Genomic DNA, 24,043 nt, shown 5'->3' on the forward strand with positions numbered 1-24,043 from the left:
ACAGCAAGATCCAGTTCAGCGAGGCGCTGCCCAGAGACGCCAAGGCCATTTCCATTTGATCGAACAAGCCGATCTCGAGGGCATGGTATCGCGCCCCGAGACAGCAAATACTGCAGCGGCCAGTGAACAGCACGGCTGAAGACGAAGGCCCGTCGATGAATACACGCTGCTCAGCGTCGAGAGCGAGAAAGAGCGCCGCCTTCAGGTGAGGGCAATCTCGGGTCTCTCAAGAGTCATCTGATCATGGCATAAAGCACCACGCTGCCTAGCGCCAGTAAGCCAAGAAGGACAGCGATTGATTGATTCAGCTCAGTCTGAGTGGACTTGGGGTGGTCAAGAGAACCGAGTATTGCAATAGCCCTACCATGAAACAGCGTCCCTGCTATCAGAGCCCCCGCGAATAACAACAATCCTTTGAGGACGCTGGACTGGTCAAGTTGCTTGGTCATGACGGCAATCATCGGAGCAAGTCCCCCGGCCGCCACAATAGCGAGTCCTATGCCGTTGGCGAAAGTCGCCCTCGTTTTGATTTGCTCTTTTTCACCGTCGGTCATTTCACCCTCCTTGGCACGAGCGGACAGCAGAGCATCATCGTCTTGCCGGTACAAGGGCTCGCAAGGGAACGACGGCCGGAGAGCGTGGGGCATTGAGCTCGGGAGTTTGTCGAATACAGGCGGTATTGCCCTGTCCGTTTCCGCGGCCGCGCGGGACGTGGTTGCACGGCTGACGAGCAGTCCGGCGCCAACTCGCGCCATCCGTCTCGTCTTTAGGAGGAGCGCCATTCCTTCATAGCAGTTGGACCGAGATCGGCGAGACGCTCGATCACGTGGTGCTGTCTGAAGGGAAACCGTTCTATCTCATACCGTGCGCTTACCCCAGTAAGTTCGGGAAGCGCGGGATAACCATTATCCACCAGCGCATGCTTGATCCAAACCATACGTTCCCAACCTCTTACCGGCATCAAGATGAAGGCTTGAGGTGGCTCGGTTAACGCCCACTCCCCGCTGGCACGAAATTCCGCTAGGGCGCAAACTCACCTAGTGCCTCAACATCAGGGATGTCCTCTTTCGGGATAAGGACGTTATCGGTGAAATGACTGAAATGCGGCGCGAAGCGGTCATCCACGTATCTTCAGGTTTTGACCCAGGACGGCCTTTCCCCGGTGGTGAGCGGGAAGGGCGCGGTCGTCGAGCGAGTTGTCAGCCGCCTATTTCCGCAGCCCATCAATGTGCAACTTGGGAAGCCGCTGACATCAATTCCTCCGGATTCGGCGCCTTGAAGGTGTTGAGGCCATCCTCCAGAACTTCAGTGAAGTTCCAGCGTACGATGCCCGCCCGGTCGATTAGGAATTGACCGACAAGCTGCCCCTGGCCGGAAGCCATCGCCTGCTGATCGGCTCCCGTAATCTCATATCCTTCCTTCTTGTTGAGAAACTCGTACATTGCCATGACGTCCATAGGCTCGGGTAACTCGCCAGGGAGATCGATGCGGATCGCCATGACCGTGTCCATCCCGACCTCGCGCAAGCCGAAAGCACGGTGCGAGGCCCGCTCCGGGTCGGACGCGGCGAGAAGATCGGGTGCCGGGTGGTAACGGAAATAGAGCCGCGCCCGCTCGACTGGCGTATTGACCACCGCCAGGCATTCGACGCCTTTCTCACGCAGGGCCGGCTTAAGTTGCGCCATCGCCGCGACATGGCGCCGGCAGAACGGACAGTGCAGGCCTCGGAACAAACCGATCAATAACGGGCTACGGCCTCGAAAATCATCGAGCGCGATCTTGCCTTCGCGGGAGATCGCATCGAGAATAACATTCGGCGCCCGGTCGCCCGGCTGCAGCGGGCGTTCGACATTACTCGTGGACATGGACAACCTCCTCGCCCCGGATAAGCACACCCAGCCATCCGGAGTTGAGTCCATGCTGGGCGACGCCAGGGCAAAAATTGCGTTCGACCTTTGCCATATTGCCGAGGTCGAGATTACGCGCGTTGCAAGTGCATCATAACACGAAAAAAGCCTCTGCGGGTCGCCCGTTTCGCGAGCTGTCGCGAGCGCTGTGGCAAAACAGTGTATCGTCTCATCCGTGCCATGGGACGACACAGCGGCGGGACCGATTGGATCTTGCGGTGTTCAAGTCTTGAAACTTGGGCGGCTTCGATGTGCCCGGACGTCAAATGCCGACCGCACAGATCGCGGAACTCTGCCCTCAGCGGAACCGACCCGCCATGCAGCCGGTTAATCGGCATGAAGCCACCACCAATCCAAGGCCGCACCATGAGCATTCTGCAAACCACGAAGAAAGCCGTCGAGCAGGTCACCGGTATCGCCAGGCCGGGCCGGCGAGAGGTCGCCGACCTCCTGAGGCCGCGCAAACCGAACGAGTTTCGTTTCAGCGATGATGGCCTGGTGCCCAACCATCCGTTCTGGCCGCTGGTCGTCTATCGCGGTGCCGTGACGCTGCCCGAAGACTTCGATCCGGCGGCTGTCATCGAGGCGCTTTTCGAGGCAAATGGCTGGGGCGATAGCTGGCGCAATGGCATCTACGGTTACGTCCACTACCATTCGCGGATACACGAGGTGCTGGGCGTTGCGCGCGGCACGGCCAAGGTCCGCTTTGGCGGCAGCAAGGGGCGAACGCTGTCGCTGAAGGCCGGCGACGTCGCGGTGCTTCCGGCCGGCACCGGGCACCAGCGTCTTTCCGCATCCGACGATTTTCTGGTTGTCGGCGCCTATCCTCCATCCGGCACCTATGACCTGTGTACGACCGCCGCCGACCATGCCAAGGCAGTCGTCACGATCCCCAGGGTCGGCCGTCCGCACAAGGACCCTGTCTATGGAAGCAACGGCCCGTTGCTCGCAGCCTGGAAAAAGGATTGAAGCCGTTTTCTTGCAGGTTGGCTTCGGGGCTAAAACCGGATCCTTGACCCGCCGCTCAAGCCGCCAGCACCGCCGCATCCAGCCCGCGAATGATCTTCGCCAGTTCGACGCACTCGTCGTGCCGGACCTTGTTGCGCCGCCAGGCGAGGCAGATCGTGCGTTGCGGCATCGGTTCCTGGAACGGCACGATCTTCAAATCGGGGATAGTGCTGGCCGGCCCTGCCGCCATTTCCGGGATGAGCGTGACGCCGAGCCCGTGCGCCACCATCTGTAAGAGCGTCGTCAGGCTGGTCGCGCCGTAGCTTGCCATCGCCACCGGCCGCACGTTGCCGCACACGGCGAGCGCCTGTTCGCGCAGGCAATGGCCTTCCTCCAGCAGCATCAGCCGCTCCAGTGCCGGGCTCTCCGGTGGCACCGGCGGCGAGGCGAAGGCGGGATCGCCGGCCGGCACGGCCAGGAAGAACCGGTCGGAGAAAAGTTCCTCGGTAACCAGGCCTGGGTAATCGAGAGGCAGCGCCGCGACGAAGGCGTCGAGCTTTCCCGAACTGGTGTCCTCGACCAGCGAGGCGGTCACCGCTTCGCGCAGTTCCAGCTGCAAGGCCGGGAAATGCCGTTTCAGCTCCGGCAGCGCATGCGGCAAGAGATAGGGCGCCACCGTCGGGATGATGCCGAGCCGGAAGCGGCCTTCCAGCGCCGGGCGGCCGCGCCGGGCCGTCGCCTCGACGTCGCGGACGTCGGCAAGGATGCGCTCGATGCGCGGCAGCAGGGCCACGGCCTCGTCGGTCATCCGCACCACCTTGCCGCCGCGCTCGAACAGACGGCAATTCAGCCGCAGCTCCATCTCGGCGATCTGCGAAGACAGCGCCGGCTGGCTGACGCCGGCGAGTTTTGCGGCACGGCCGAAATGCAGCGTCTGCGCCAGCGCCTCGAAATAATGCATCTGCCGGACGGTCAAACCGATCATAAGGAAAACCTATCAGAATAAACAGCAAAGGCAATTTGTCTTTATCGGCTGGGCGGGCTAGTCTGGAACCATTCCAGGATGGCGCGGCCGCTGGCCCTGCCCGGAAAATCAACAAAATCCCGAAAAATCAACAAATCGGAGGCAAAGATGGACGCGAAAACCGACGACAACAGCGCCGGCAAATGCCCGGTCCCACATGGATCGGCCAGGAGGAGCAACCGTGACTGGTGGCCGAACCAGCTTGACCTTGGCGTCCTCCATCAGCAGTCCAGCCTCTCGGACCCGATGGACGAGGACTTCGACTACGCCAAGGAATTCAAGAGCCTCGATCTCGATGCGGTGATCAGGGATCTGCACCAGGTGATGACCGATTCGCAGGATTGGTGGCCGGCCGATTTCGGCCATTACGGCCCGCTCTTCATCCGCATGGCCTGGCACAGCGCCGGTACCTATCGCATCGGCGACGGCCGTGGCGGCGCCGGCGCCGGCCAGCAGCGTTTCGCGCCGCTCAACAGCTGGCCGGACAATGCCAATCTCGACAAGGCGCGCCGGCTGCTGTGGCCGGTCAAGCAGAAATACGGCAGGAAGATCTCCTGGGCCGACCTGTTGATCCTCACCGGCAACGTCGCGCTGGAATCGATGGGCTTCAAGACCTTCGGCTTCGCCGGCGGCCGCGCCGATGTCTGGGAGCCCGAGCAGGACGTCGACTGGGGATCGGAAACCAAGTGGCTCGCCGACGAGCGCTATTCCGGCGACCGTGAACTTCACGGCCATCTCGGCGCCGTGCAGATGGGGCTGATCTACGTCAACCCGGAAGGGCCGAACGGCACGCCCGATCCATTGGCCGCGGCGCGCGACATTCGCGAGACCTTCGCCCGCATGGCCATGAACGACGAGGAAACCGTGGCGCTCATCGCCGGCGGCCACACCTTCGGCAAGACCCACGGCGCCGGTGATGCATCGCTGGTCGGCCCGGAGCCGGAAGGCGCCGGCATCGAGGCGCAGGGCCTCGGCTGGTCGAGCAAGCATGCCACCGGCATTGCCGGCGACGCCATCACCTCGGGCCTCGAGGTGACCTGGACCACGACGCCGACCAAATGGAGCAACAACTTCTTCGACAATCTGTTCAACTACGAATGGGAGCTGACCAAGAGCCCGGCCGGCGCCCATCAGTGGACGCCGAAGGGCGGCGCCGGTGCAGGCACCGTGCCGGACGCGCACGATCCCTCCAAGCGCCGCGCGCCGGCGATGCTGACCACCGACCTCGCGCTGCGCGTCGACCCGGCCTACGAGAAGATCTCGCGGCGCTTCCATCAGAATCCTGATCAGTTCGCCGATGCCTTCGCCCGCGCCTGGTTCAAGCTGACGCATCGCGACATGGGTCCGGCCGTCCGCTATCTCGGCCCGCTCGTGCCGAAGGAAGAGCTGATCTGGCAGGACCCGATACCGGCAATCGAGCACGAGCTGGTCAGCGAGCAGGACATCGCCTCGCTGAAGGCGAAGATCCTGGCCTCCGGCCTGTCCGTCTCAGAACTGGTCTCGACCGCCTGGGCCTCGGCCTCGACTTTCCGCGGCTCCGACAAGCGCGGCGGCGCTAACGGCGCCCGCATCCGCCTGGCGCCGCAGAAGGATTGGGAGGTCAACCAGCCGGCGCAGCTGGCCAAGGTGCTCGAGACACTCGAAAGCATCCAGAAGGGTTTCAATAACTCGCAGTCCGGCGGCAAGAAGGTCTCGCTTGCCGACCTGATCGTTCTTGGCGGCGTCGCGGCGATCGAGAAGGCGGCGAAAGACGGCGGCCATGACGTGGGGGTGCCGTTCACGCCAGGCCGCATGGACGCCTCGCAGGAACAGACCGATGTCCAGTCATTCGCCGCGCTCGAGCCGAAAGTCGATGGCTTCCGCAATTATGTCAGGGGCAAGCCGCCGATGTCGGTCGAAGCGATGCTGGTCGACCGGGCGCAGCTGCTGACCTTGACGGCGCCGGAGATGACGGTGCTCGTCGGCGGGTTGCGGGTGCTCGGCGCCAACACCGGTCAGTCGAAGCACGGGGTGTTCACCGACAGGCCGGGCACGTTGACCAACGATTTCTTCGTCAACCTGCTCTCCATGAACACGGTCTGGGATCCGGCCGCCGGTTCCGATGAAGTCTACGAAGCGCGCGACCGCAAGACCAGGGCAGTCAAGTGGACCGGCACCCGCGCCGACCTGATCTTCGGCTCGCACGCGCAATTGCGGGCGCTGGCCGAGGTCTACGGCTCGGCCGACGCCGGGCGGAAGTTCGTCAGGGATTTCGTCGCCGCCTGGACCAAGGTGATGAACGCCGACCGTTTCGACCTCGCGGCCTGATCCGGGCATACGAATTCTCGACGCAACAAAAAGGCGCGGGCCTTGACCCGCGCCTTTCCATGAAGCCTTCGAAAAATCAGTCCTTCTCGAAGATACCGGCCTTGGCGACCACGCCGGCGATGGCGCCGCCGATCAGCGGCGCGACGATGAACAGCCAGAGCTGGCTGATCGCCGCAGTTCCCGAAAACAGCGCCGGTCCGATCGAACGGGCCGGGTTGAGCGATGTGCCGGTCACCGGAATGATGGCGAAGTGCAGTCCGGCCAGCGTCAGGCCGATGACCAGACCGGCGAAGGCCGTCGTGTGCTTGGCGTTGGTGACGCCGAGGATCACCGTGACGAAGGTGAAGGTGCCGATCAGCTCCCACAGGAAGGCCGAGCTGACGCCCCATTTCGTCACGTCCCAGCCATTGGCGCCGAAGCCGCCGGTGTGGCCGCCGACCTGTCCGGAGACGATGATCCACAGCGCCAGCGACGCGATGATGGCGCCGATGACCTGCGCGATCCAATAGGGAATGACGTCCCTGGCCGGCATCCGCCCGGCGAGGAACACACCGAGCGTCACCGCCGGATTGAGGTGCGCGCCCGAAATCGGGCCGATCGCGTAAGCGGCCGCTATCAGGCCGATGCCGAACGCCAGACCGATACCTTCCTGGCCGAGCGGCAGCGCGCCGCCGAAGCCGCCCGTCACCACCGAAGCCGTGCCGATGAACACCAATAGAAACGTGCCTAGAACTTCCGCCAGATAAGTTTTCATTGCCCTCTCCTCGTATCGACCCGCGGCTCCGCTTTTTCTGCGACGCGAATCACCGCGCAAAGAGTATTCGCAACCGGAAAACTTGCAAAGCAGAGCAGTTTCGCAAGCCGCTATGCTTGTGAGCGCCGGACAAGCACATTAGAGACTTATAATATATTGATCGAATTGTTTCGTTCCGCATGCCGGCGCCCGCCTGGTGGCCGCGGCTCGCGATGCATCAATCCACATTCGTCACCCTCGGCATGGATCGTCTCGCCGTCGGCGAAACAGAACTGTTTCAATCAGGGCACGAAAAGCTCTAAGAGCAGGGCCGGAATTAATTTACTGAGTAATGGAAGACGACAATGAGACTGGGCGGGCGGCTGGCGGCAGCCATTGAAGTGCTTGACGAAATTGGCCGTCGCCACCGGCCGGTGGCCGATGCGCTGAAGGACTGGGGCCTGTCGCACCGCTTCGCCGGCGGCGGCGACCGCGCCGCGATCGGCAACATCGTCTACGACGCGCTGCGCCGCAAGCGCTCGGCCGGCTGGCTGTTGGGCGAAGACACACCGCGCGCCATCGGCTTCGGCGCGCTGCTGCTCGAATGGGGCCAGACGGCGCAGTCGCTGAACGAGGCGCTCGAGGGCGACAAGTTCGCGCCGCCGCTGCTTACCGCCGACGAATTGAAAACGCTCGGCGGTCGCCGGCTTGCCGATGCGCGGCCGGCCGTCAGGGCAGACATCCCCGACTGGTGCATGCCGCTGTTCGAACGGGCGTTCGGCACGGCCTGGGTGGAAGAGGGTGCCGCGCTGGCGACGCGCCCGCCGCTCGACCTCAGGGTCAACACGCTGAAGGCCGATCGCGGCAAGGTGCTGGCGGAACTGGCGGAGACCGGCGCCAAGCCTGCGCGGATCGCGCCGCACGGCATCCGCATCCCGCCGATCGAAGGCGACGGCAGGCACCCGAACGTGCAGGCCGAGCCGGCCTTCCAGAAAGGCTGGTTCGAGGTTCAGGACGAGGGTTCGCAGATTGCGGCCGAACTGGCCGGCGCCGAACCTGGAATGCAGGTGCTCGATTTTTGCGCCGGCGCCGGCGGCAAGACGCTGGCGCTGTCCGCGGCGATGGACAATCGCGGCCAGATATTCGCCCACGATGCCGAGAAGGCACGGCTGGCGCCGATCTTCGACCGCATCCGCCGTTCGGAAAACCGCAATGTGCAGATCGTCACCAAGCCGGCCGAACTGGCGCCGCTCGGCAAGCACATGGATATCGCCGTGATCGATGCGCCCTGCACCGGCAGCGGCACCTGGCGGCGCCGGCCGGACGCCAAATGGCGGTTGACGCAAAGACAGCTCGACGCCCGCAAGGGCGAGCAGGAGACGATCCTCGATGCCGCCAGGGACTTCGTCAAACCCGGCGGCCTGCTGGTTTACATCACCTGTTCGGTGTTCGACGAGGAGAATGGCGACCAGGTTTCGGCGTTCCGGGACCGCCATCCCGATTTTGTCCCGGTCGATCACCGCCAGCTTTGGGACAGCCGTTTTGCGGGCCACGAAGCGGCAATGCGCATTGGCGCTGCGGGCGGCATTTCGCTGTCGCCATTGCTGAGCGGCACCGACGGCTTTTACTTCTGCGCGCTGCGGCGGGCCGGCTGAATCGTTGCCATCGATACAGGGCTAAGCCGAATGCTGCAGTGCAGCATTTGCGATTGCCTGCCGCCCACCCCTCTGCGATAAATGCCTTTGCAATAAGATTTGCCGAGAAACAAAGGGCGACGGCCATGGCAGCAAAGATCGTTCCTGCTCCCGATTATGAGGACCGCGTCAGGACGTCCTTCGCGCGCCAGAACGCGATGATGACGATTGGCGCCGAGCTGACGCTGGTGACGCCCGGCATCATCGAGATCGAAATGCCCTATTCTGTGGCGCTGACGCAGCAGCACGGCTTTCTCCATGCCGGCGTCATTTCGACGGCTCTCGACTCGGCCTGCGGCTATGCGGCATTCTCGCTGATGCCGGAAAATTCCGGCGTGCTGACCATCGAGTTCAAGGTCAATCTGCTGGCGCCCGGCAGGGGCGAGCGTTTCCTGTTTCGCGGCTCGGTGACCAAGCCTGGCCGCACCATCATCGTCGCCGATGGCCAGGCCTATGCATTCGCCGTCGACGGCGAGGCCAAGCTGATCGCCACGATGACCGGAACGATGATGACGGTGCTCGGCCGCGACGGTATCGAGGGCTGAGGAGCGGGTAGGGAGGATGGACGATCATGGCCGGCAAGACACCTGGTGAGCTCACCCCGATCTCCGGCAAGTCCGTTCTCTTCGTCATGGCGGCGGAGGCCGAATACGGTCCACACCTGCAGCGGCTGTTCACACCGCTGATGACCGGCGTCGGACCGGTCGAGGCCGGTATCGGGCTCGGCGCCGAACTATCCCGGCTGCATGCCGGGATGGCGCTGCCCGATCTCGTCGTGTCGCTCGGGTCGGCGGGCAGCCGGACGCTGGAGCAGACGGAAATCTACCAGGCCGTTTCGGTTGGCTACCGCGACATGGACGCCTCGCCCCTGGGGTTCGAGAAGGGCGCCACCCCGTTCCTCGACCTGCCTGTAAGCGTGCCGCTGCCGTTCAGGATACCAGGCGTCAGACAGGCGACGCTGTCGACCGGGGCGGCAATCGTCTCCGGCGCCGCCTACGACGCGATTGCCGCCGACATGGTCGATATGGAGACCTTCGCCTGCCTGCGCGCCTGCCAGCTGTTCGACGTTCCGCTTATCGGCCTGCGCGGCATTTCCGACGGCGCGGCCGATCTGAGACACGTTGGCGACTGGACCGAATATCTGCACGTCATCGACGAGAAGCTGGCCGCGGCGGTGCAACTGCTGGAACAGGCGATCGCCTCAGGCGCGATCGACTTCAAGCTTGTTGGGGCGGCAGGTTCTTAGCGTTGCCGAACAGCACGCCGATCATCCTGAAGCGAACGGCGTTGTCGCGATTGATGTAAGTGACTGACCCGGGCTCGTGATCGAGGGTCCAGCGTCCGGTCGCGCCGGTGTCCCAGTCGGCGACATAACCGTCATCGAGCATCCGCCAGCGCCCGCTTCGCGCCTCGCCATCGTCGAGCAGCATGTGCGCGGCACCCTCGCTTTCAAAATAGACGTAAGCCTCCTTGCCGTTTCGTTCCAACACATGGGTCATGCCCGGAATGAGCATTGCAAGGGCTTCCTTCTGAAGTGCTGCCATGATTTCCTCCTGAATTGAAGTCGCCGATTGCCTTGACCGGCATCGCCACTTAGAGTGAACTAGTAGTCAAGATGCTTGACTATGTATCGGGCGAGAAGAATTTGGTCAAGGGCCTTGACGAAAAACCTGAAGCGCTGCCGGATCACATAGGTTGGCGGCTGTGGCAGGCGAGCCGCGCCTGGCAGACCGAGTTCGCCGCTGCGATGCGCGCTGCCGGCCATCACTGGTTCACCGAAGCGCGTGCCGGCCTGCTTGGACATATCCCGCGCGGCGGCATGCGCCAGTCGGCGCTGATCGAGCGCTCGGCGATCTCAAAGCAGGCGATTCAGCAATTGCTCGATGGCCTGGAGACGGAAGGTGTGTTGCACCGTCTGCCCGATCCGCAAGACGGTCGCGGCAAGCTTGTGCGCTACACCCGCAAGGGCCTGGACGCCCTGCGCGATGGCGACCGCATCAAGCTGCAGATCGAACGGAGCTATGTTGCCCGCCTTGGTCACGAGCGTTTCGCGGCGCTGATGGGCGCCTTGCGGTCACTCGATACAACGCAAACTGATGCATTGGACAAAGCCTCTGGCGTTCAGGACAACACACCGGAATCGAAGTGAAAGCGCCACCTCACAACCCATTGCGCCGACTCGTTTCTTTCTCTAAACGCTCGCCATGAAAACAGCCAATCATCCCGACACCGTCCTGATTGTCGATTTCGGCAGCCAGTTCACCCAGCTGATTGCCCGCCGCATCCGCGAGGCCGGCGTCTTTTCCGAGATCGTGCCCTTCCAGTCGGCCGAGGCGGCGTTCAAGCGCATCGATCCGAAGGCGGTGATCCTGTCCGGCGGTCCGGCCTCGACCGGCGACATCGGCAGCCCGCGCGCGCCGCAGATCGTCTTCGATGCCGGCGTGCCGGTGCTCGGCATCTGCTATGGCCAGATGGCGATGTGCGTGCAGATGGGCGGCGTCGCCGAAAGCTCCGACCACCGCGAATTCGGCCGCGCCTTCGTCGAGATCGCCAAGGACAGCCCGTTGTTCGAGGGCCTGTGGGCGCCCGGCCAGCGCCACCAGGTGTGGATGAGCCATGGCGATCGCGTCATCTCCCTGCCCAAGGGGTTCGAGGTGCTCGGAAAATCGGAGGGCTCGCCCTTCGCCATCTTCGGCAATGTCGAGCGCAAAATGTACGGCCTCATGTTCCACCCCGAAGTGGTGCATACGCCGGACGGCGCCAGGCTGCTCCGCAACTTCGTCCACAACATCGCCGGCATCGAAGGCGACTGGACGATGCGCGCCTACCGCGAGCACGCGGTCGAGACGATCCGCAAACAGGTCGGCAAGGGCAAGGTGATCTGCGCGCTGTCGGGCGGCGTCGATTCCTCGGTCGCGGCCTTGCTGATCCATGAGGCGGTCGGCGACCAGCTCACCTGCATCCTTGTCGACCACGGTCTGATGCGCAAGGACGAGGCATCAGGCGTGGTGGAGATGTTTCGCCAGCATTACAATCTGCCGTTGATCCTGGTCGACGCTTCGGACCGTTTCATCGGCGCGCTCGAGGGCGAGTCGGACCCCGAGAAGAAGCGCAAGACCATCGGGCGGCTGTTCATCGAAGTGTTCGAGGAGGAGGCCGAGAAGCTCGGCGGCGCCGATTTCCTGGCACAAGGCACCCTCTATCCCGACGTCATCGAAAGCGTCTCTTTCAGCGGCGGCCCGTCGGTGACCATCAAGTCGCATCACAATGTCGGCGGCTTGCCCGAACGCATGAACATGCAGCTGGTCGAGCCGCTGCGCGAATTGTTCAAGGACGAGGTGAGGGCGCTCGGCAAGGAGCTCGGCCTGCCCGACAGCTTCATTGGCCGGCATCCGTTCCCCGGTCCCGGTCTCGCCATCCGCTGTCCGGGCGGCATCACCCGCGAAAAGCTGGAGATCCTGCGCGAGGCCGACGCCATCTATCTCGACGAGATCCGCAAGGCCGGCCTCTACGACGCCATCTGGCAGGCCTTCGCCGTGCTGCTGCCGGTGCAGACCGTCGGCGTGATGGGCGACGGCCGCACCTACGAATTCGTCTGCGCGCTGCGAGCCGTCACCTCGGTCGACGGCATGACGGCCGACTTCTACCATTACGACATGGCATTCCTGGGAGCAGCCGCCACCCGCATCATCAACGAGGTACGCGGCATCAACCGCGTCGTCTACGACGTGACGAGCAAACCGCCAGGCACCATCGAGTGGGAGTGAGGGGTACAAACGGCGGCAATATCGTAGTTTGGGCGGCCAGTTTCATCGCCGCGCAATTACCGTTCTAGTCGAGTTTTTCACTCCGCTAAGCTGGCTTTCTCCATCTTTGCCCGGCAACTCCGATCTGCGGCCACTTCTAGTGGATTGATTGGGACGAAAGAGTCCTGTTGGGATTTCTGTTGTCGCCGCAGCGTGCGACGTTAGGGGATGCGTACTGGCATCAGCATTTCTGTAACGGCCTCGGACAGGGCTCGGCTTGAAGCGATCGTGGCGGGGCGGAGTTCGCCGCAGAAGCATGTCTGGCGCGGATCATTCTGCTGACCGATCAGGGGCTTGGAACGCTCGCGATTATGGCGGCGACCGGCAAGTCGAAAACCTGCGTGTGGCGATGGAAGGAACGCTTCATGGCCGAGGGTGTCGAAGGACTGCTGCGCGTCAAGACCCGGCCTGCGGGCATCGCGCCGCTTGAGGCCAGGCTGGTCGACCAGGTCGTGGCGCTGACGCTGGTGCGCAAGGCCGGTTGCTCCAACGCTCGGGCCAAACATTTATGTTTGGATGTCGTGCAGTATCGTTAATCTCCAAGCGGCTTTAAATGGGGCAACGTAAGTCCGTCAACAAACAACGGAGTACGTCAATGTCCCAATCCACTCACACCATGCATGCGCTGATCTTGGGTCAGTTCAAACAGCCCTTCAGGCTCTCGGAAGTCTCGCGGCCCGTTCCTGGCGACGGCGAGGTTCTCGTCAGGGTCAGAGCGAGCGGCGTCAATCCTCTCGACACTAAGATCCGCGCAGGCGCTGCGGCACATGCGAAACATCCGCTTCCGGCGATTCTCGGCATCGACCTTGCCGGCGTCGTCGAGCAGGTTGGTCCGAGTGTCACCGCGTTCAAACGCGGGGACGAGGTCTTTGGCATGACCGGAGGCGTGGGCGGGAACCAAGGTTCGCTGGCCCAGTTCGCAGCAGTCGATGCGCGGCTGCTTGCACCGAAGCCCACGAACCTGTCCATGCGCGAGGCGGCAGCGCTGCCGCTGGTCTTCATCACCGCATGGGAGGGCCTTGTCGATCGTGCCAAGGTTTCGGCAGGTCAGAAGGTCCTGGTCCAGGGCGGTGCGGGCGGCGTCGGTCATGTTGCGATCCAGATCGCGAAGGCGTTCGGCGCCGAGGTGTACGCCACTGACGCAGCCGCGAAGAAGCCGTTGATCGAGCGCCTGGGAGCGGTCGCGATCGATTATCGCGAGAAGACGGTGGAGCAATATGTCGCCGAATACACGGACGGTCGCGGCTTCGATGTCGTCTACGACACCGGCGGCGGGACGGTGCTGGACGCGTCATTCGCCTCCGTCAAGCGGTTTGGCCATGTCGTCAGTTCCCTCGGTTGGGGTAGTCACGCACTGGCGCCACTGTCGTTCAAGGCGGCGACCTATTCGGGCGTGTTCACGCTTCTTCCGCTGCTGACAGGCATTGGCCGTGAACACCACGGCGAGATCATGCGGGAGGCCGCGCGGCTGGCCGAGGCTGGCAAGCTTGTCCCAATCGTCGATCCGCGTCTCTTCACACTCGAAACAGCGAGCGACGCCTACGCTGCCATCGAAGATGGCAATGCCCAGGGCAAGCTGGTCGTCGACATAGACGTCTGATGCGGAACGTCGAAGCGGGCTGTTCCGGGACCGTGACAGCCTCCCAGACGACGTCTCCGTTCACGGATCCCAAGAACCTAAAAGGAAAACATCATGCCTTATATTCGCGTTACGTTGGTCGACAACGTCTTCTCCGCCGAGGAGAAGCATGAAATGGCTAAGGCCCTCACAGACGTCATGGTTCGCTTCGAAGGTTCCGAGGCGTTTCGCGAAGTAGTGTGGGTCTTGATCGAGGAACTCCACACCGATGGCTGGCACATTGGCGGACGCCCGTTCGAAGGTCCGAAGTCTCTGATGGGCATGCTCGAACGAAGCAAGACGGTTTACGAGTCGATTGACGGAAATCCCGCGACGCGGGAGGAATTTGCTCGGTTGGCCCCACCCATATCTGCGTGACGGGCGGCGTGGATGCTCAAGAATCCCACGATTCGAGCCGGCGCTTGCATTCCCGGCTCGAATATATCGCGCCTCCCATGGCGCCCCGCCTCGATCTGCTGCATATGAAATCGCATGAAGATGGGCGATCTTCGTGAGAATCCATGCGAGCACGTTTGAGTATCAAGGATGGAATGGAGCGATCTAAAGATATTTCTGGCTATTTCCCGCGAGGGCACTTTGGGCGCAGCAGCGCGCCGACTTGGGCAGACGCAGCCGACAATGGGTCGGCGATTGCGCGCGCTGGAAGAGGCTGTCGGCCATACGCTTTTCCAACGCAACTCCGACGGTTTTGTTCTGACCGACGAAGGTCAAGCGGTGCTCGGCCATGCCGAAAAGATCGAGGAAGAGGCGCTCGCCTTCGAGCGGCGGCTTGCCGGCGCCGAGGCGCATCTCGAGGGCAACTTGCGCGTTTCGTCGTCGGATTGGTTTGGTCACATCATGCTGGCTCCCGTTCTAGCCGAGTTTGGCCGCCGGCATCCGAAGCTATGCGTGGAGTTGCTCACCGACGCGCGCCTCTACAGCCTTCCCCGGCGAGAGGCCGATCTGGTGTTTCGGATTACCCCATTCAGCGATGTGGAAGTGATCTCGCGTCGACTGATGCACATTCCCTATGCGCTCTACGCACCAGCAGGCATGGCCTCCCCGTTGCTGGGAGACGGTGCGGGCGCGCGTTTGATCACCATGGATATGGCATACGCAGAAATGCCCGACGCAGTGTGGCTTAAGCAGAAGCTGCCTAACGCTGAAGTCTGCCTGCGCAGCAACAATCGCGAGGTCCAGGCGCAGCTTTGTGCGCAGGGCGCCGGGCTTGCGGTTTTGCCGAGGCCACTGGGCGACCGCACGCCTGGGCTCGCAGCGATAGACATCGGCGAAACGCCACCCGGCCGGGATACCCATGTGGGCTACCACCGGGACTTACGGCGGCTCGCACGGTTACGAGCCTTGCTCGACCTAGTCATAGAGCGGCTCGCAAATTGATCTCTCGTCGATTCCATTCAGTGCACGTCGATGTCGTCGCGTCGAAGCGACGTTCTTGCGCGGCCTGTTCGAACCGGCGCAGGCGCTTCACGTCGCGCAGAGGGGGAGCGCCAAACAGACGCCGGAACTCACGATTGAATTGCGTCGCGCTTTCGCAGCCCAATTGAAATGCCGAGACGTTCCCCTCGATGCCCGCCGACGTTGTTCTGCCAGGGTTCGCGTGCGTCGGCGACGAGCTGCTGGTCCGGGTGGACATCGAGGCATTGCCGTAGGGTGATGTGCTACGCCTGGTCGATGTTCTGGACGTTGTACGCGACGCGTTGCGCTTCGCCCAAAAGCTGCTGCGTGCGCTGGACAGACTGCTGGAACTGTAGAGAGACGAGAACGGCAGGTTCGTAAAGCTAGTCTAGTTATTCGAGATCGGCGTCAATGCGAACGATCAGCCCGGCGGCATTAACCGAGATGTCAAGAAGGCCGGTCTCGTGACCAAAGTCTCCGGTGAAATTGACCCGCACGCGCGCTTGGCCGGCGCCGATGCCGTCGATCGAGAGGAAGCGGGTGACCGTGTGATAGCCTACGAAATACCGCTCGATGTAATCGCGGACGCCGGCATGACCGTCGAATCGGTGGCCGGTCGACGGGTCGTCGATCACCGCATCTGGCGTGAACAAGGTCACCGCCGCGTCGGCGTCGAACGCGTTGGTTGCCGCGATCAGCGCATCTGCCGCTTTGCGCAAGGTGTTGGCGGTCATCGCTTTAGCTCCCGTGCTGCCAGCTCTTGAAGACGAATTCGAGGCTGCAACCGTCCAGGTCTCTGACCTGCGCCGCATAGTAGCGGGGATCGTAGTGCAGCTGCGGTCCCTGTGCGTTGATCTTGGTCGCACCGGCCGCCAAAGCTTCGGCATGGGAGGCATTCACCATCGCTTCAGAATCGGCGGCGAAACCGACATGCACCGCGCCGGGTGCTGCCGAGCCCTCCCTCAGCCAGAAGAACATCCGGCCCTTGGCGCCGAAGCCCTTGAGGTCGGGATGCCCCGCCGGTCCGTCCTTACCGTCGTAGTCGAGGCGGTCGGTGACCCCGAGCATAGGAAGTGGCCTTTCGCAAAAGGCGATCGACCGCGCCGTATCATTTACTGTCAGGAGCACATGATCGAGCATGTGAGCTTCCTCAAATCATGTAGCCGCCGCCAATTTCGATGTTCTGGGCGTTGATCCAGCGGTTCTCGTCTGACAGCAGGCTGGCGACCATGCAGCCGACATCGTCCGGTTCGCCGACGCGACCGAGCGCAGTCTGCCCGGCGAGTAGCGCCTCGAATTCTTCGCTTAGCCCACCGCCAAGCTCGGTGCGGATGGGCCCCGGCGCGATCGAGTTGGCACGGATGCGGCGCTCGCCGAATTCCTTGGCCATGTAGCGCGTCAGCACCTCGAGGCCGCCCTTGAAGGAGGCGTAGGGCGCAACGCCGGCGGTCGCGACGCGGCTGGTTGCGCTGGTGACGTTCACGATCTGACCGCCATCGGCGATCAGGGGAAGCAGGGCCTGCGTGAGAAAGAATGGCCCCTTGAGATGCACGCGGAACAGTCCATCGAACTGCTCTTCGGTCACCGAGGCGATGGGGTTATAGAGCCCGTACCCCGCATTGTTGACGAGGAAATCGAAGGTCTTTCTGTTCCAGGTCCTTGCCAGCGCTTCGCCGACTGCGTCGCGAAACGCAAGGAACGCCGAACTGTCGCTGACGTCCAGCTTTATGGCGACTGCCTTGCCGCCATCCGCTACGATCGCCTTGCCGACCTTCGCTGCCGCATCCGGATTGCTGTTGTAAGTCAGGATGACACCCATGCTGCGCCTGGCGCACTGGATCGCGACGCTGGCGCCGAGGCCGCGGCTGCCGCCTGTGATGATGACGATGCTCATTTGGTGCTCCTTGGATTTGCTGACCAGGTGATAGGCGCGGGGGATCGCGGCCGCTCGCACGATCCTACTCGGATCTTGCCTATTTCTGCTTCCCTGTTGATCGGCGTGCACCGCTGTGAAACAACGATGCCCATGGGCACGCAGCTTCAGGAACTCAGGCAGCTGGCTTCTCGCGCGGAAAACCGCCGCACGGAGACGGGCATTCCGCGTGTCGCCATGGTTCAGGGCGACATACCGGAACATCAGCTTGCCGCCGTCTACGATCCCATGGTCAATCTGATCCTGAGAGGGTCGAAGACGATGACGGTCGGCGATCGGACGTTTCGCTACGATCCCGCGACCTATTTCGTGATGTCGGTCGATCTGCCGGCGGTTGGCTCCGTGCACCCATCTGAAAACGGAGAACCCTATCTGGCGATCAGCCTGACTCTGGAGCCGGCGATCGTCGCCAATCTGCTGGCCGACCTGCCCAAACCTGCTGGAGGTGAGCTCTACAGACCCGGCTTCTCCGTCGCGCCGGTCACACCGGACCTGCTCGACTGCTGGCTTCGCATGCTGCGCTTGATGGAGCGTCCGAACGAGATCGCAGCCCTGGCGCCTGCCTACGAGCGCGAGATCCTCTTCCGCGTGATGCAGGGGCCGCTCGGCTGGATGCTGCGTGATGTCGCCACGCCTGACACTGCTCTCTCGCGGATCGGGATCGCCATCCAGTGGATCAGGGAGAACTTCGCCAAGCCGTTGCGCGTCGAGGCTTTAGCGGAGATGGCGGCTCTCAGTGTTTCCGCGTTCCACCGCCATTTCAAGGCCGTGACGGCGCTCAGCCCGCTGCAGTACCAAAAGCACGTGCGCTTGCTACACGCCCGATCCCTGCTCATTGCCGGAGAAGGCAACGCCACGTCCGTCGCGTTCGGTGTGGGTTACGAAAGCCCAAACCAGTTCAGCCGCGAATATGCTCGTCAGTTCGGGTTGCCGCCGTCGAGAGATGTGGCGCGATTGCGCCAGAGAGGCCCACGCAACGCCGAACATTTGCTGGCGATCAGCAATGGATGAATGTCGCGGGGCGAACTCGCGGACGACGAAGGACTACACCGTAGGCAGGGCTTCAATTCAATCCTGCTCCGACGTGGAGATGATATCCTTGTCGAGTCACATTCTTTTTTCTGACACGCAAAGGGTGAGCGATAGGGGAGGGCACAGCAGGCCTCACAACGCGACCTTCACTTCGCGCGCCTGGCCAAGCGGTTGTTTGAAGGTGAAGGACGTTCACGCGCCGGGGATGGCGGACCGAGCCGTGACGGTATAATTCCGGGAGGAATCGTGGGCGGCGTAGTCTGGCGTAGAGGCGGCGGTGCGGGCCAAGGAGTGATGTCGCCGCCGCGCCTGCCGATAGATGGCGGAACCATAATTTCCGCGATATGCCAGAAAAAACCAATGATTTCAAAAGCCGGTACTTTTGGCGGTCTATATGACGGTATGCAGAAACCGAAAAACATTTTGTGAAGCGAATTCAAGTTCTTAAGTTAACGATTGATAATCGAGTGGGAGTGACGAGGAGTACTGCGGAGTAGAAGAGGATAGAGCAGCACGTTTAAGGCGATGTTGGCTCGGCGATAATAGTCAATAGTCCCGGCCCCCGGCCACCCGGCGACGGCATAGACGAAGCATCTGGCCGATCGGCGAATGTCTGGAACGAACGTCCCACAGAGAAGGGTGGAGCAGCCTAGCCTTGCTGGGTTTGACACCCGGGGTCCGCGGCAACTGCCACCGGCGAGGCGTTGCATCTGCCGGCCACGTATCCTTTCGCTGGGTTCATCCGTCTTAGCTGTTCATGGGCACGGTCATCCTTGACATCGCCCTCCTGGACGAATTGGAGCGTGACAAATGAACAGCAAGCAGAGCCTAGCGAACAAGATACACTACGAAACGCTCGCGGAGGCTTTTCGCAGCGGTCGAGAATCGCCACAGGAAGCATCCGAGTGGTCCGTTTTGACGGCAGAACCGGGCGGCGTCGATTACGTCGAGACGAAGGTCGGCGACAAGACCGCGCTGTGGGTTCAGCCAAAAACGGGGGCCAAAGACCGGGTCATGCTTTACCTGCACGGCGGTGGCTATGTCGGCGGATCGATCTGGACCCATCGCAAGATGGTCGGACACCTTGCTAAGGCGATCGGCTGTTACGCTCTGCTCGCTACGTACGACTACGTTTTCCAGAGCAAGTTTCCGCGCCAAATCGAGCAGGCCGTGACCGCGTTCGAATGGCTCGCCGAGCAGGGTGTCGCGCCGAAGCACACCATAGCTGCAGGCGATTCCGCTGGTGCTGGCCTGATCGTTGCGGCGGCGATGAAACTCCGCGATGCGGGACGGCCGCTGCCGGCCGCGATCCTCAGCATCTCTGGCTGGTATGATCTGTCGGCGAGCGGGCACTCCTACGAAAGCAACCGCGAGAAGGACGCCTTCTTTCAGAAGGCGGTCGTGGATATGCTGGTATCGCAAGTCCTTGCAGGGACCGATCCCCGGCATCCACTCGCCAGCCCGATCTTTGCCGATCTGAAGGGCCTGCCGCCGATCTATCTGCAAGTGGGTGGAGACGAAACCCTGCTCGACGACAGCCGAGCGCTCGCCGACCGCGCGAAAGCCGCCGGCGTCGAGATGCGCTTAGACGTATTTCCGGGGATGCTGCACTCGTTCCAGATGATGGCCGGCCGCGCTCCCGAAGCCGACGACGCGATCGCGCGGTTGGCACAATGGGTTCGCCCCAAACTTGGTCTGGCCGCAACCGCGGCAACACGCGCTGAAGGTCAGGAGGTCGCATGACTGGCAAATTGAAACCAAAATGTGGCAGCTGAAGGACATGCCCGAGCGACCGACCGGCCTGTTCGATGCGCGATATCGGGCCTTCCTCGAGACGGTGTCAGGCGCCCGCGCCCAACTGCATCGCTACTGCGCCCGCATGACGGGCTCACGCCTCGACGGTGAGGATCTCGTGCAGGAGACGCTGTTCGAGGCCTACACGAAGATCGAGACCCTCGATGATCCCCGCAGGCTAAAACCCTGGTTGTTTCGCATCGCTCACAATCGCTGCATCGACTTTCTGAGGCGACGCGATGTGCGCGAGCGCGCGGAGCACGGCTATTCGGACGACATCGGCGTTGTCTCTGCAGAGCCGGCAGCGACCGATGCACGCCGCGCCATCGAACGGCTGGTTGGCCGCTTGCCGCCCAAGGAGCGCGCCTGCATCCTCTTGAAGGACGTGTTCGACTATTCGCTGGAAGAGACCGCAGAACTCGTGGACTCGACGGTTGGGGGCGTCAAAGCCGCGCTCTCCCGCGGACGGGCGAAGCTCGCCGACTTGCCCGCTGAACCTGCCGGTGAACCGAACCGTCCGCTTGATCCCGACACCGCGCGGCTCTTGCAGCGCTATGTTGACCTCTTCAACCGCCATGACTGGGATGGCGTGCGGAGCCTGACCAGCGCCGATGCTCGGTTGCGGGTCGCCGACTGCTTCGACGGCCTAGTCAGAAGTTCTCCCTATTTCGTCGAATACGAGCGAAACCCGGAGACGTGGACCATGGAGTTGGGGGCGATCGACGGAGAGCCTGTCCTGATCGTGCTCTTCCAGCGAGGCGACCGGTGGCAGGTCGCGTGGCCGGTTCGTGTCCATGTCGCCGGTCGCGTCATCGATCGCATCGAAGATTATTATGCCTGTCCATGGATGTTGGAAAGCGCCGCGGAATCCGACCTGAAACTCATGACTGGGCCGGCCGTTTTGGGAAGAGCATAAGGCGACGATTTCTCACTCTGGCTTGGCCGAGTCACGATGGTGAATTCTCAACGAAAAATCGTGGCGTGCCTCGGGTCGAGCAGCACGGCGGGCAAGGGCCAGGCATTCGATTGGATGGCGGAGCTCCGCCGGCGGCCGGGCAACGGGCAATTTGAGTTCCGGAATTTTGGCGTCGGCGGCGACTTGGCCTACAATGCGCTGCAGCGGTTGCCGGATGTGCTCGCCTGCCGTCCCGACAAGGTCATCGTCTGGGTCGGCGTGAATGATGTTCTCACGCTCGTGTCACGCAAAGTGCGGCGGTTCTTTACGTTTTGGAAGCGTCTGCCCCGCACGCCTTCGCCCGATTGGTTCCACGAGAATCTGGCCGAGATAGCACGCAGGCTGAAGCGCGAGACGGCGGCGGACATCGGCCTTTGCTCGCTCCCTCCGATAGGAGAAGCGCCGGATTCGGACGACCCGTTCCAGAGCGAGCTCAACCGGCGGATCAAGGAATATTCTGCGATCGTGGTGGCCATCGCGCACGAGGAACGCTGCGGCTATGTCCCGCTCCATGAGGCGCTCACCGAGGAAGTTCGCGCCTCGCCTGGCCGGGCCTACACGGCGTTCAACTTTCTTCCATTCTATCGCGATGCTTTTCGCGTACTGGTGCTGCGGCAGCGTCCGGATGATGTCGCCCGCGTAAATGGCTGGCTATTTCACACCGACGGCGTGCACTTGAACAGCCGGGCAGGGCTGATCGTGGCGGACCGCCTACAGAAATTCGTTCAGGCCTGAGCCCTGAGCGGCAAGGCTGTATCCGATTTGCGCACCTATCTGAATGTCTTATCGCGCAGGCTGGCGGCCGATTTATCGACCTAGCAACATCGCCACGCGCGATGCCAAAAGTTTAACGACGAACCCTAGAGGATAACCCCGGTGGCTCGGCACGTCGTCAGGAATGACATCGCTGTCCGACTTGAACTTAGTGCAAATCCGCAGCTGCAGTGGCGGGAGTTCTCCGTGAAACCGCGCTCTGTATGCCGAGACCCAATGCGGACCTCTATCGAAGTTCATTAACATCGCTGAATTGCAGCACATGGCGATGACCCTATTCGTGGCTGAAGTTTCCTTAAGCTTGTAACCCCTCAGCAATTCGGCCCCCTTGGAGCACTCGATGCGGTCCTTTCGATAGAGGATGTATGCGGTGCCGCCATCGGGATCGCGTATAGCGCCAGCACCTGGCAAAGCTTCGATCTGATCAGCTCCCTTCCGGCAGTCGTCGCAGTAGCAGGCACTGCTCACGATCGGCCTGCCAAAGGCTTTGAGTTCGACGCCACCGCAAGAGCAAGTTGCGGTCATGATAGGTGAGTGCGTCATCTGCTGGTGATCATCATGCGATTGCCCTCGCTGTCCCGAAATTCCGCGATCGTGCGCCCCGGTTGCCATGGCGCGGGGCGCGGTTCTGCTATGATCTCGGCGCCTCGCGATTTGAGTCTCTGAACGGTGACTTCGATTTCGTTGTCAACCAGCACGAGGACGGGCCCCTCAGATGGTGTTTCGTCCTTGCGCCTTAGGAAGTGGAGGGTGGTTTCGGCCCCTGGAAATCCGAGTTCGATCCATCGCCAGCCATCATTGCTCATGGGCTGATCGGCGACGATGCGGCAATTCAGGTGATCGATGTAGAACGCCTTGGCGCGTTCCTGGTCGAACACTGGAAGCTCCGCGAACTGGATGTGCATTGTCGATCTCTCCCCGTTGCATCTCGGTCCAAATCAAACTAGACGGTCCAGTACCCATGAGTCAATCGGCAGCGGACACGCCAGGAGCATGACCACGACGCGTTCAGCAGGTGTTTCAGAAGAACTCGAACCGCACGGACGGTCGGCGAAAAAGCGGCGGGCCATCCTCGATGCGGCTACAGAGGTGTTTCTGCAAAAGGGCTATCTGGCCACCAACATGGACGAGATCGCGGCGCTTGCGGCCGTGTCGAAACAGACCGTCTACAAGAATTTTCCGAGCAAGGAGACGCTGTTCGTAGAGATCGTGAGCAGCGTGACCAACCGAGCCAGCGATAGGGTCCACAGTAAAATGCCCGAACTCGCCGAGGGCGAAGATATTGCCGATTATCTTCAGCGCTATGCTTACCGACAGCTTGCCACCGTGCTCACGCCGCGCGTCATGCAGCTGCGCCGTCTGGTGATCGGCGAGGTCGGCCGCTTCCCGGAACTGGCAAAGGCACTCTTCGATGGCGGACCCGGGCGCGCAATTGCGGCGATGGCAGTGTTGTTCGAGCGTTTGGCTGATCACGGCCTGCTTGCGATCGATGATCCGGCCGTCGCCGCTTCCCAGTTCAATTGGTTGATTATGGGCGAGCCATTGAACAGGGCCATGCTGTTGGGTGACGAGTCGATTCCGAAACCGGCGAAGCTTCGACGGCACGCCGCGGCCGGCGTACGGGTGTTCCTTGCGTCATACGGCAAGTGAGGCACGCCACGGCGACGAGCGAATGCCGGGCGCAACCGTGCGGACCGCTCGGCCGTGTTTGACGGTCCTTTTTTTGGTCCCCAGTGGGTCGCGGCTTGTTGCGGCGCGGCTGTCGAAAATAGACCGATTGTTGTCGATAGTCGCCGAAACCGAGCCGATCCCGAATCGCCGAAATTCCCTTTTGAAATCAAGAGCGCAGATTTCTGACGGATCGCAGAGTCGGTTCTTTAGGGCGTGCAGAAAAGTTTGTGCTGCCGCGTCAACGCGTTACGATGGCTCAAAACGATCGAGTGGGAGTGAGGGGAGCGTAGTTTCGGATACTGCGGGAAACTGTGTCGTAGTGTAGGCGGCTCACACATCTCGATAGATACCGAGTAATGTCCGCTTGTGGTGCCGTTCACGCTTTTGGATTGGTCAGGGCTGGGCGTGCCATCACCTGCTCTCATCGAAGT

At 62.2% G+C, this 24,043-nt stretch carries 26 protein-coding genes and 2 pseudogenes; 17 read left to right on the forward strand and 11 right to left on the reverse strand.

Annotation, left to right across the window (positions count from 1 at the left end; all coding sequences use genetic code 11):
- Nucleotides 1–233: 233 nt before the first annotated feature.
- Nucleotides 234–554, reverse strand: coding sequence for a hypothetical protein (locus tag NKJ81_RS22635; protein WP_352541791.1), 321 nt, complete (start codon nt 552–554; stop codon nt 234–236).
- Nucleotides 555–1,223: 669 nt separating this feature from the next.
- The gene (locus tag NKJ81_RS22640) at nt 1,224–1,865 is read right to left on the reverse strand and encodes a peroxiredoxin-like family protein (protein ID WP_352541815.1); all 642 of its coding nucleotides are present in this window, start codon (nt 1,863–1,865) and stop codon (nt 1,224–1,226) included.
- Between the two features lie 408 nt (nt 1,866–2,273).
- On the opposite strand from NKJ81_RS22640, the gene NKJ81_RS22645 reads away from it, so the two are divergent.
- On the forward strand, nt 2,274–2,876 hold the full coding sequence (locus NKJ81_RS22645; protein WP_352541792.1) for a cupin domain-containing protein: 603 nt from the start codon (nt 2,274–2,276) through the stop codon (nt 2,874–2,876).
- A gap of 55 nt (nt 2,877–2,931) precedes the next feature.
- On the opposite strand, the gene NKJ81_RS22650 is transcribed toward NKJ81_RS22645, so the two are convergent.
- Entirely contained in the window at nt 2,932–3,840 is a 909-nt protein-coding gene (locus tag NKJ81_RS22650; protein WP_352541794.1) for a hydrogen peroxide-inducible genes activator, read from the reverse strand.
- Nucleotides 3,841–3,987: 147 nt separating this feature from the next.
- On the opposite strand from NKJ81_RS22650, the gene katG reads away from it, so the two are divergent.
- A complete protein-coding gene (katG, locus tag NKJ81_RS22655; protein WP_352541795.1) occupies nt 3,988–6,186 on the forward strand; it encodes a catalase/peroxidase HPI in 2,199 nt (732 codons plus the stop codon).
- A 76-nt stretch (nt 6,187–6,262) separates the two neighbouring features.
- On the opposite strand, the gene NKJ81_RS22660 is transcribed toward katG, so the two are convergent.
- Nucleotides 6,263–6,940, reverse strand: coding sequence for an MIP/aquaporin family protein (locus NKJ81_RS22660; protein ID WP_352541796.1), 678 nt, complete (start codon nt 6,938–6,940; stop codon nt 6,263–6,265).
- Between the two features lie 344 nt (nt 6,941–7,284).
- Here NKJ81_RS22660 and NKJ81_RS22665 point away from each other — a divergent pair, with 344 nt between their 5' ends.
- From NKJ81_RS22665 to NKJ81_RS22675, 3 genes are all read left to right on the forward strand, one after another.
- Nucleotides 7,285–8,574: an RsmB/NOP family class I SAM-dependent RNA methyltransferase gene (locus NKJ81_RS22665; protein ID WP_352541798.1), complete on the forward strand. Its 1,290-nt coding sequence runs from the start codon at nt 7,285–7,287 to the stop codon at nt 8,572–8,574.
- Nucleotides 8,575–8,699: 125 nt separating this feature from the next.
- The gene (locus NKJ81_RS22670) at nt 8,700–9,158 is read left to right on the forward strand and encodes a PaaI family thioesterase (protein WP_352541800.1); all 459 of its coding nucleotides are present in this window, start codon (nt 8,700–8,702) and stop codon (nt 9,156–9,158) included.
- A gap of 26 nt (nt 9,159–9,184) precedes the next feature.
- A complete protein-coding gene (locus NKJ81_RS22675) occupies nt 9,185–9,859 on the forward strand; it encodes a 5'-methylthioadenosine/S-adenosylhomocysteine nucleosidase (RefSeq protein ID WP_352541801.1) in 675 nt (224 codons plus the stop codon).
- Here the strand turns inward: NKJ81_RS22675 and NKJ81_RS22680 are convergent.
- Complete coding sequence (locus tag NKJ81_RS22680) at nt 9,831–10,157, reverse strand: hypothetical protein (protein ID WP_352541802.1); 327 nt, start codon at nt 10,155–10,157, stop codon at nt 9,831–9,833. The genes NKJ81_RS22675 and NKJ81_RS22680 overlap by 29 nt on opposite strands.
- Before the next feature lie 71 nt (nt 10,158–10,228).
- Here NKJ81_RS22680 and NKJ81_RS22685 point away from each other — a divergent pair, with 71 nt between their 5' ends.
- The 6 genes and pseudogenes from NKJ81_RS22685 to NKJ81_RS22710 all read left to right on the forward strand — a co-directional run bounded on the left by NKJ81_RS22685 (nt 10,229) and on the right by NKJ81_RS22710 (nt 15,435).
- Nucleotides 10,229–10,762: a MarR family winged helix-turn-helix transcriptional regulator gene (locus NKJ81_RS22685; RefSeq protein WP_352541803.1), complete on the forward strand. Its 534-nt coding sequence runs from the start codon at nt 10,229–10,231 to the stop codon at nt 10,760–10,762.
- Nucleotides 10,763–10,817: 55 nt separating this feature from the next.
- On the forward strand, nt 10,818–12,380 hold the full coding sequence (gene guaA / locus NKJ81_RS22690; RefSeq protein WP_352473470.1) for a glutamine-hydrolyzing GMP synthase: 1,563 nt from the start codon (nt 10,818–10,820) through the stop codon (nt 12,378–12,380).
- Nucleotides 12,381–12,587: 207 nt separating this feature from the next.
- Nucleotides 12,588–12,886 (forward strand): annotated as a pseudogene (locus tag NKJ81_RS22695) (helix-turn-helix domain-containing protein); the annotation flags it as partial.
- A gap of 149 nt (nt 12,887–13,035) precedes the next feature.
- Nucleotides 13,036–14,019, forward strand: coding sequence for a zinc-dependent alcohol dehydrogenase family protein (locus tag NKJ81_RS22700; RefSeq protein WP_352541804.1), 984 nt, complete (start codon nt 13,036–13,038; stop codon nt 14,017–14,019).
- Nucleotides 14,020–14,112: 93 nt separating this feature from the next.
- Nucleotides 14,113–14,415 (forward strand): tautomerase family protein, encoded by a 303-nt coding sequence (locus NKJ81_RS22705; RefSeq protein WP_352502116.1) that lies wholly within the window; start codon nt 14,113–14,115, stop codon nt 14,413–14,415.
- A gap of 168 nt (nt 14,416–14,583) precedes the next feature.
- Nucleotides 14,584–15,435, forward strand: a complete 852-nt coding sequence (locus NKJ81_RS22710; RefSeq protein WP_352541805.1) for a LysR family transcriptional regulator — start codon at nt 14,584–14,586, stop codon at nt 15,433–15,435.
- A 191-nt stretch (nt 15,436–15,626) separates the two neighbouring features.
- On the opposite strand, the pseudogene NKJ81_RS32690 reads toward NKJ81_RS22710, so the two are convergent.
- From NKJ81_RS32690 to NKJ81_RS22730, 4 genes and pseudogenes are all read right to left on the reverse strand, one after another.
- Nucleotides 15,627–15,838: pseudogene (locus NKJ81_RS32690) on the reverse strand (P-type conjugative transfer protein TrbJ); the annotation flags it as partial.
- Between the two features lie 7 nt (nt 15,839–15,845).
- Complete coding sequence (locus NKJ81_RS22720) at nt 15,846–16,187, reverse strand: nuclear transport factor 2 family protein (protein ID WP_352502118.1); 342 nt, start codon at nt 16,185–16,187, stop codon at nt 15,846–15,848.
- A gap of 4 nt (nt 16,188–16,191) precedes the next feature.
- Complete coding sequence (locus NKJ81_RS22725) at nt 16,192–16,593, reverse strand: VOC family protein (RefSeq protein ID WP_352502119.1); 402 nt, start codon at nt 16,591–16,593, stop codon at nt 16,192–16,194.
- Nucleotides 16,594–16,603: 10 nt separating this feature from the next.
- Nucleotides 16,604–17,347 (reverse strand): SDR family NAD(P)-dependent oxidoreductase, encoded by a 744-nt coding sequence (locus NKJ81_RS22730; RefSeq protein ID WP_352502120.1) that lies wholly within the window; start codon nt 17,345–17,347, stop codon nt 16,604–16,606.
- 132 nt (nt 17,348–17,479) lie between these two features.
- Between NKJ81_RS22730 and NKJ81_RS22735 the strand changes: the two genes are divergently transcribed.
- From NKJ81_RS22735 to NKJ81_RS22755, 5 genes are all read left to right on the forward strand, one after another.
- Nucleotides 17,480–18,397: an AraC family transcriptional regulator gene (locus tag NKJ81_RS22735; RefSeq protein WP_352502121.1), complete on the forward strand. Its 918-nt coding sequence runs from the start codon at nt 17,480–17,482 to the stop codon at nt 18,395–18,397.
- 267 nt (nt 18,398–18,664) lie between these two features.
- Nucleotides 18,665–18,847: a hypothetical protein gene (locus NKJ81_RS22740; protein WP_352541806.1), complete on the forward strand. Its 183-nt coding sequence runs from the start codon at nt 18,665–18,667 to the stop codon at nt 18,845–18,847.
- A 381-nt stretch (nt 18,848–19,228) separates the two neighbouring features.
- Nucleotides 19,229–20,161: an alpha/beta hydrolase gene (locus tag NKJ81_RS22745; RefSeq protein ID WP_352541807.1), complete on the forward strand. Its 933-nt coding sequence runs from the start codon at nt 19,229–19,231 to the stop codon at nt 20,159–20,161.
- A gap of 37 nt (nt 20,162–20,198) precedes the next feature.
- The gene (locus tag NKJ81_RS22750) at nt 20,199–21,128 is read left to right on the forward strand and encodes an RNA polymerase sigma factor (RefSeq protein WP_352502215.1); all 930 of its coding nucleotides are present in this window, start codon (nt 20,199–20,201) and stop codon (nt 21,126–21,128) included.
- Nucleotides 21,129–21,164: 36 nt separating this feature from the next.
- Entirely contained in the window at nt 21,165–21,902 is a 738-nt protein-coding gene (locus NKJ81_RS22755; RefSeq protein WP_352541808.1) for an SGNH/GDSL hydrolase family protein, read from the forward strand.
- 72 nt (nt 21,903–21,974) lie between these two features.
- Here the strand turns inward: NKJ81_RS22755 and NKJ81_RS32695 are convergent, their stop codons facing one another.
- Together NKJ81_RS32695 and NKJ81_RS22760 are read right to left on the reverse strand one after the other, a co-directional pair.
- Nucleotides 21,975–22,553 (reverse strand): GFA family protein, encoded by a 579-nt coding sequence (locus tag NKJ81_RS32695; protein ID WP_502897618.1) that lies wholly within the window; start codon nt 22,551–22,553, stop codon nt 21,975–21,977.
- Nucleotides 22,481–22,846 (reverse strand): VOC family protein, encoded by a 366-nt coding sequence (locus tag NKJ81_RS22760; protein WP_352473465.1) that lies wholly within the window; start codon nt 22,844–22,846, stop codon nt 22,481–22,483. Before NKJ81_RS22760 ends, NKJ81_RS32695 begins: the two co-directional genes overlap by 73 nt.
- Nucleotides 22,847–22,934: 88 nt before the next feature.
- Between NKJ81_RS22760 and NKJ81_RS22765 the strand changes: the two genes are divergently transcribed.
- On the forward strand, nt 22,935–23,591 hold the full coding sequence (locus NKJ81_RS22765) for a TetR/AcrR family transcriptional regulator (RefSeq protein WP_352541809.1): 657 nt from the start codon (nt 22,935–22,937) through the stop codon (nt 23,589–23,591).
- Nucleotides 23,592–24,043 lie beyond the last annotated feature (452 nt).

It is taken from the genome of Mesorhizobium sp. M0018 (assembly GCF_040323955.1).
Taxonomy (GTDB): domain Bacteria; phylum Pseudomonadota; class Alphaproteobacteria; order Rhizobiales; family Rhizobiaceae; genus Mesorhizobium.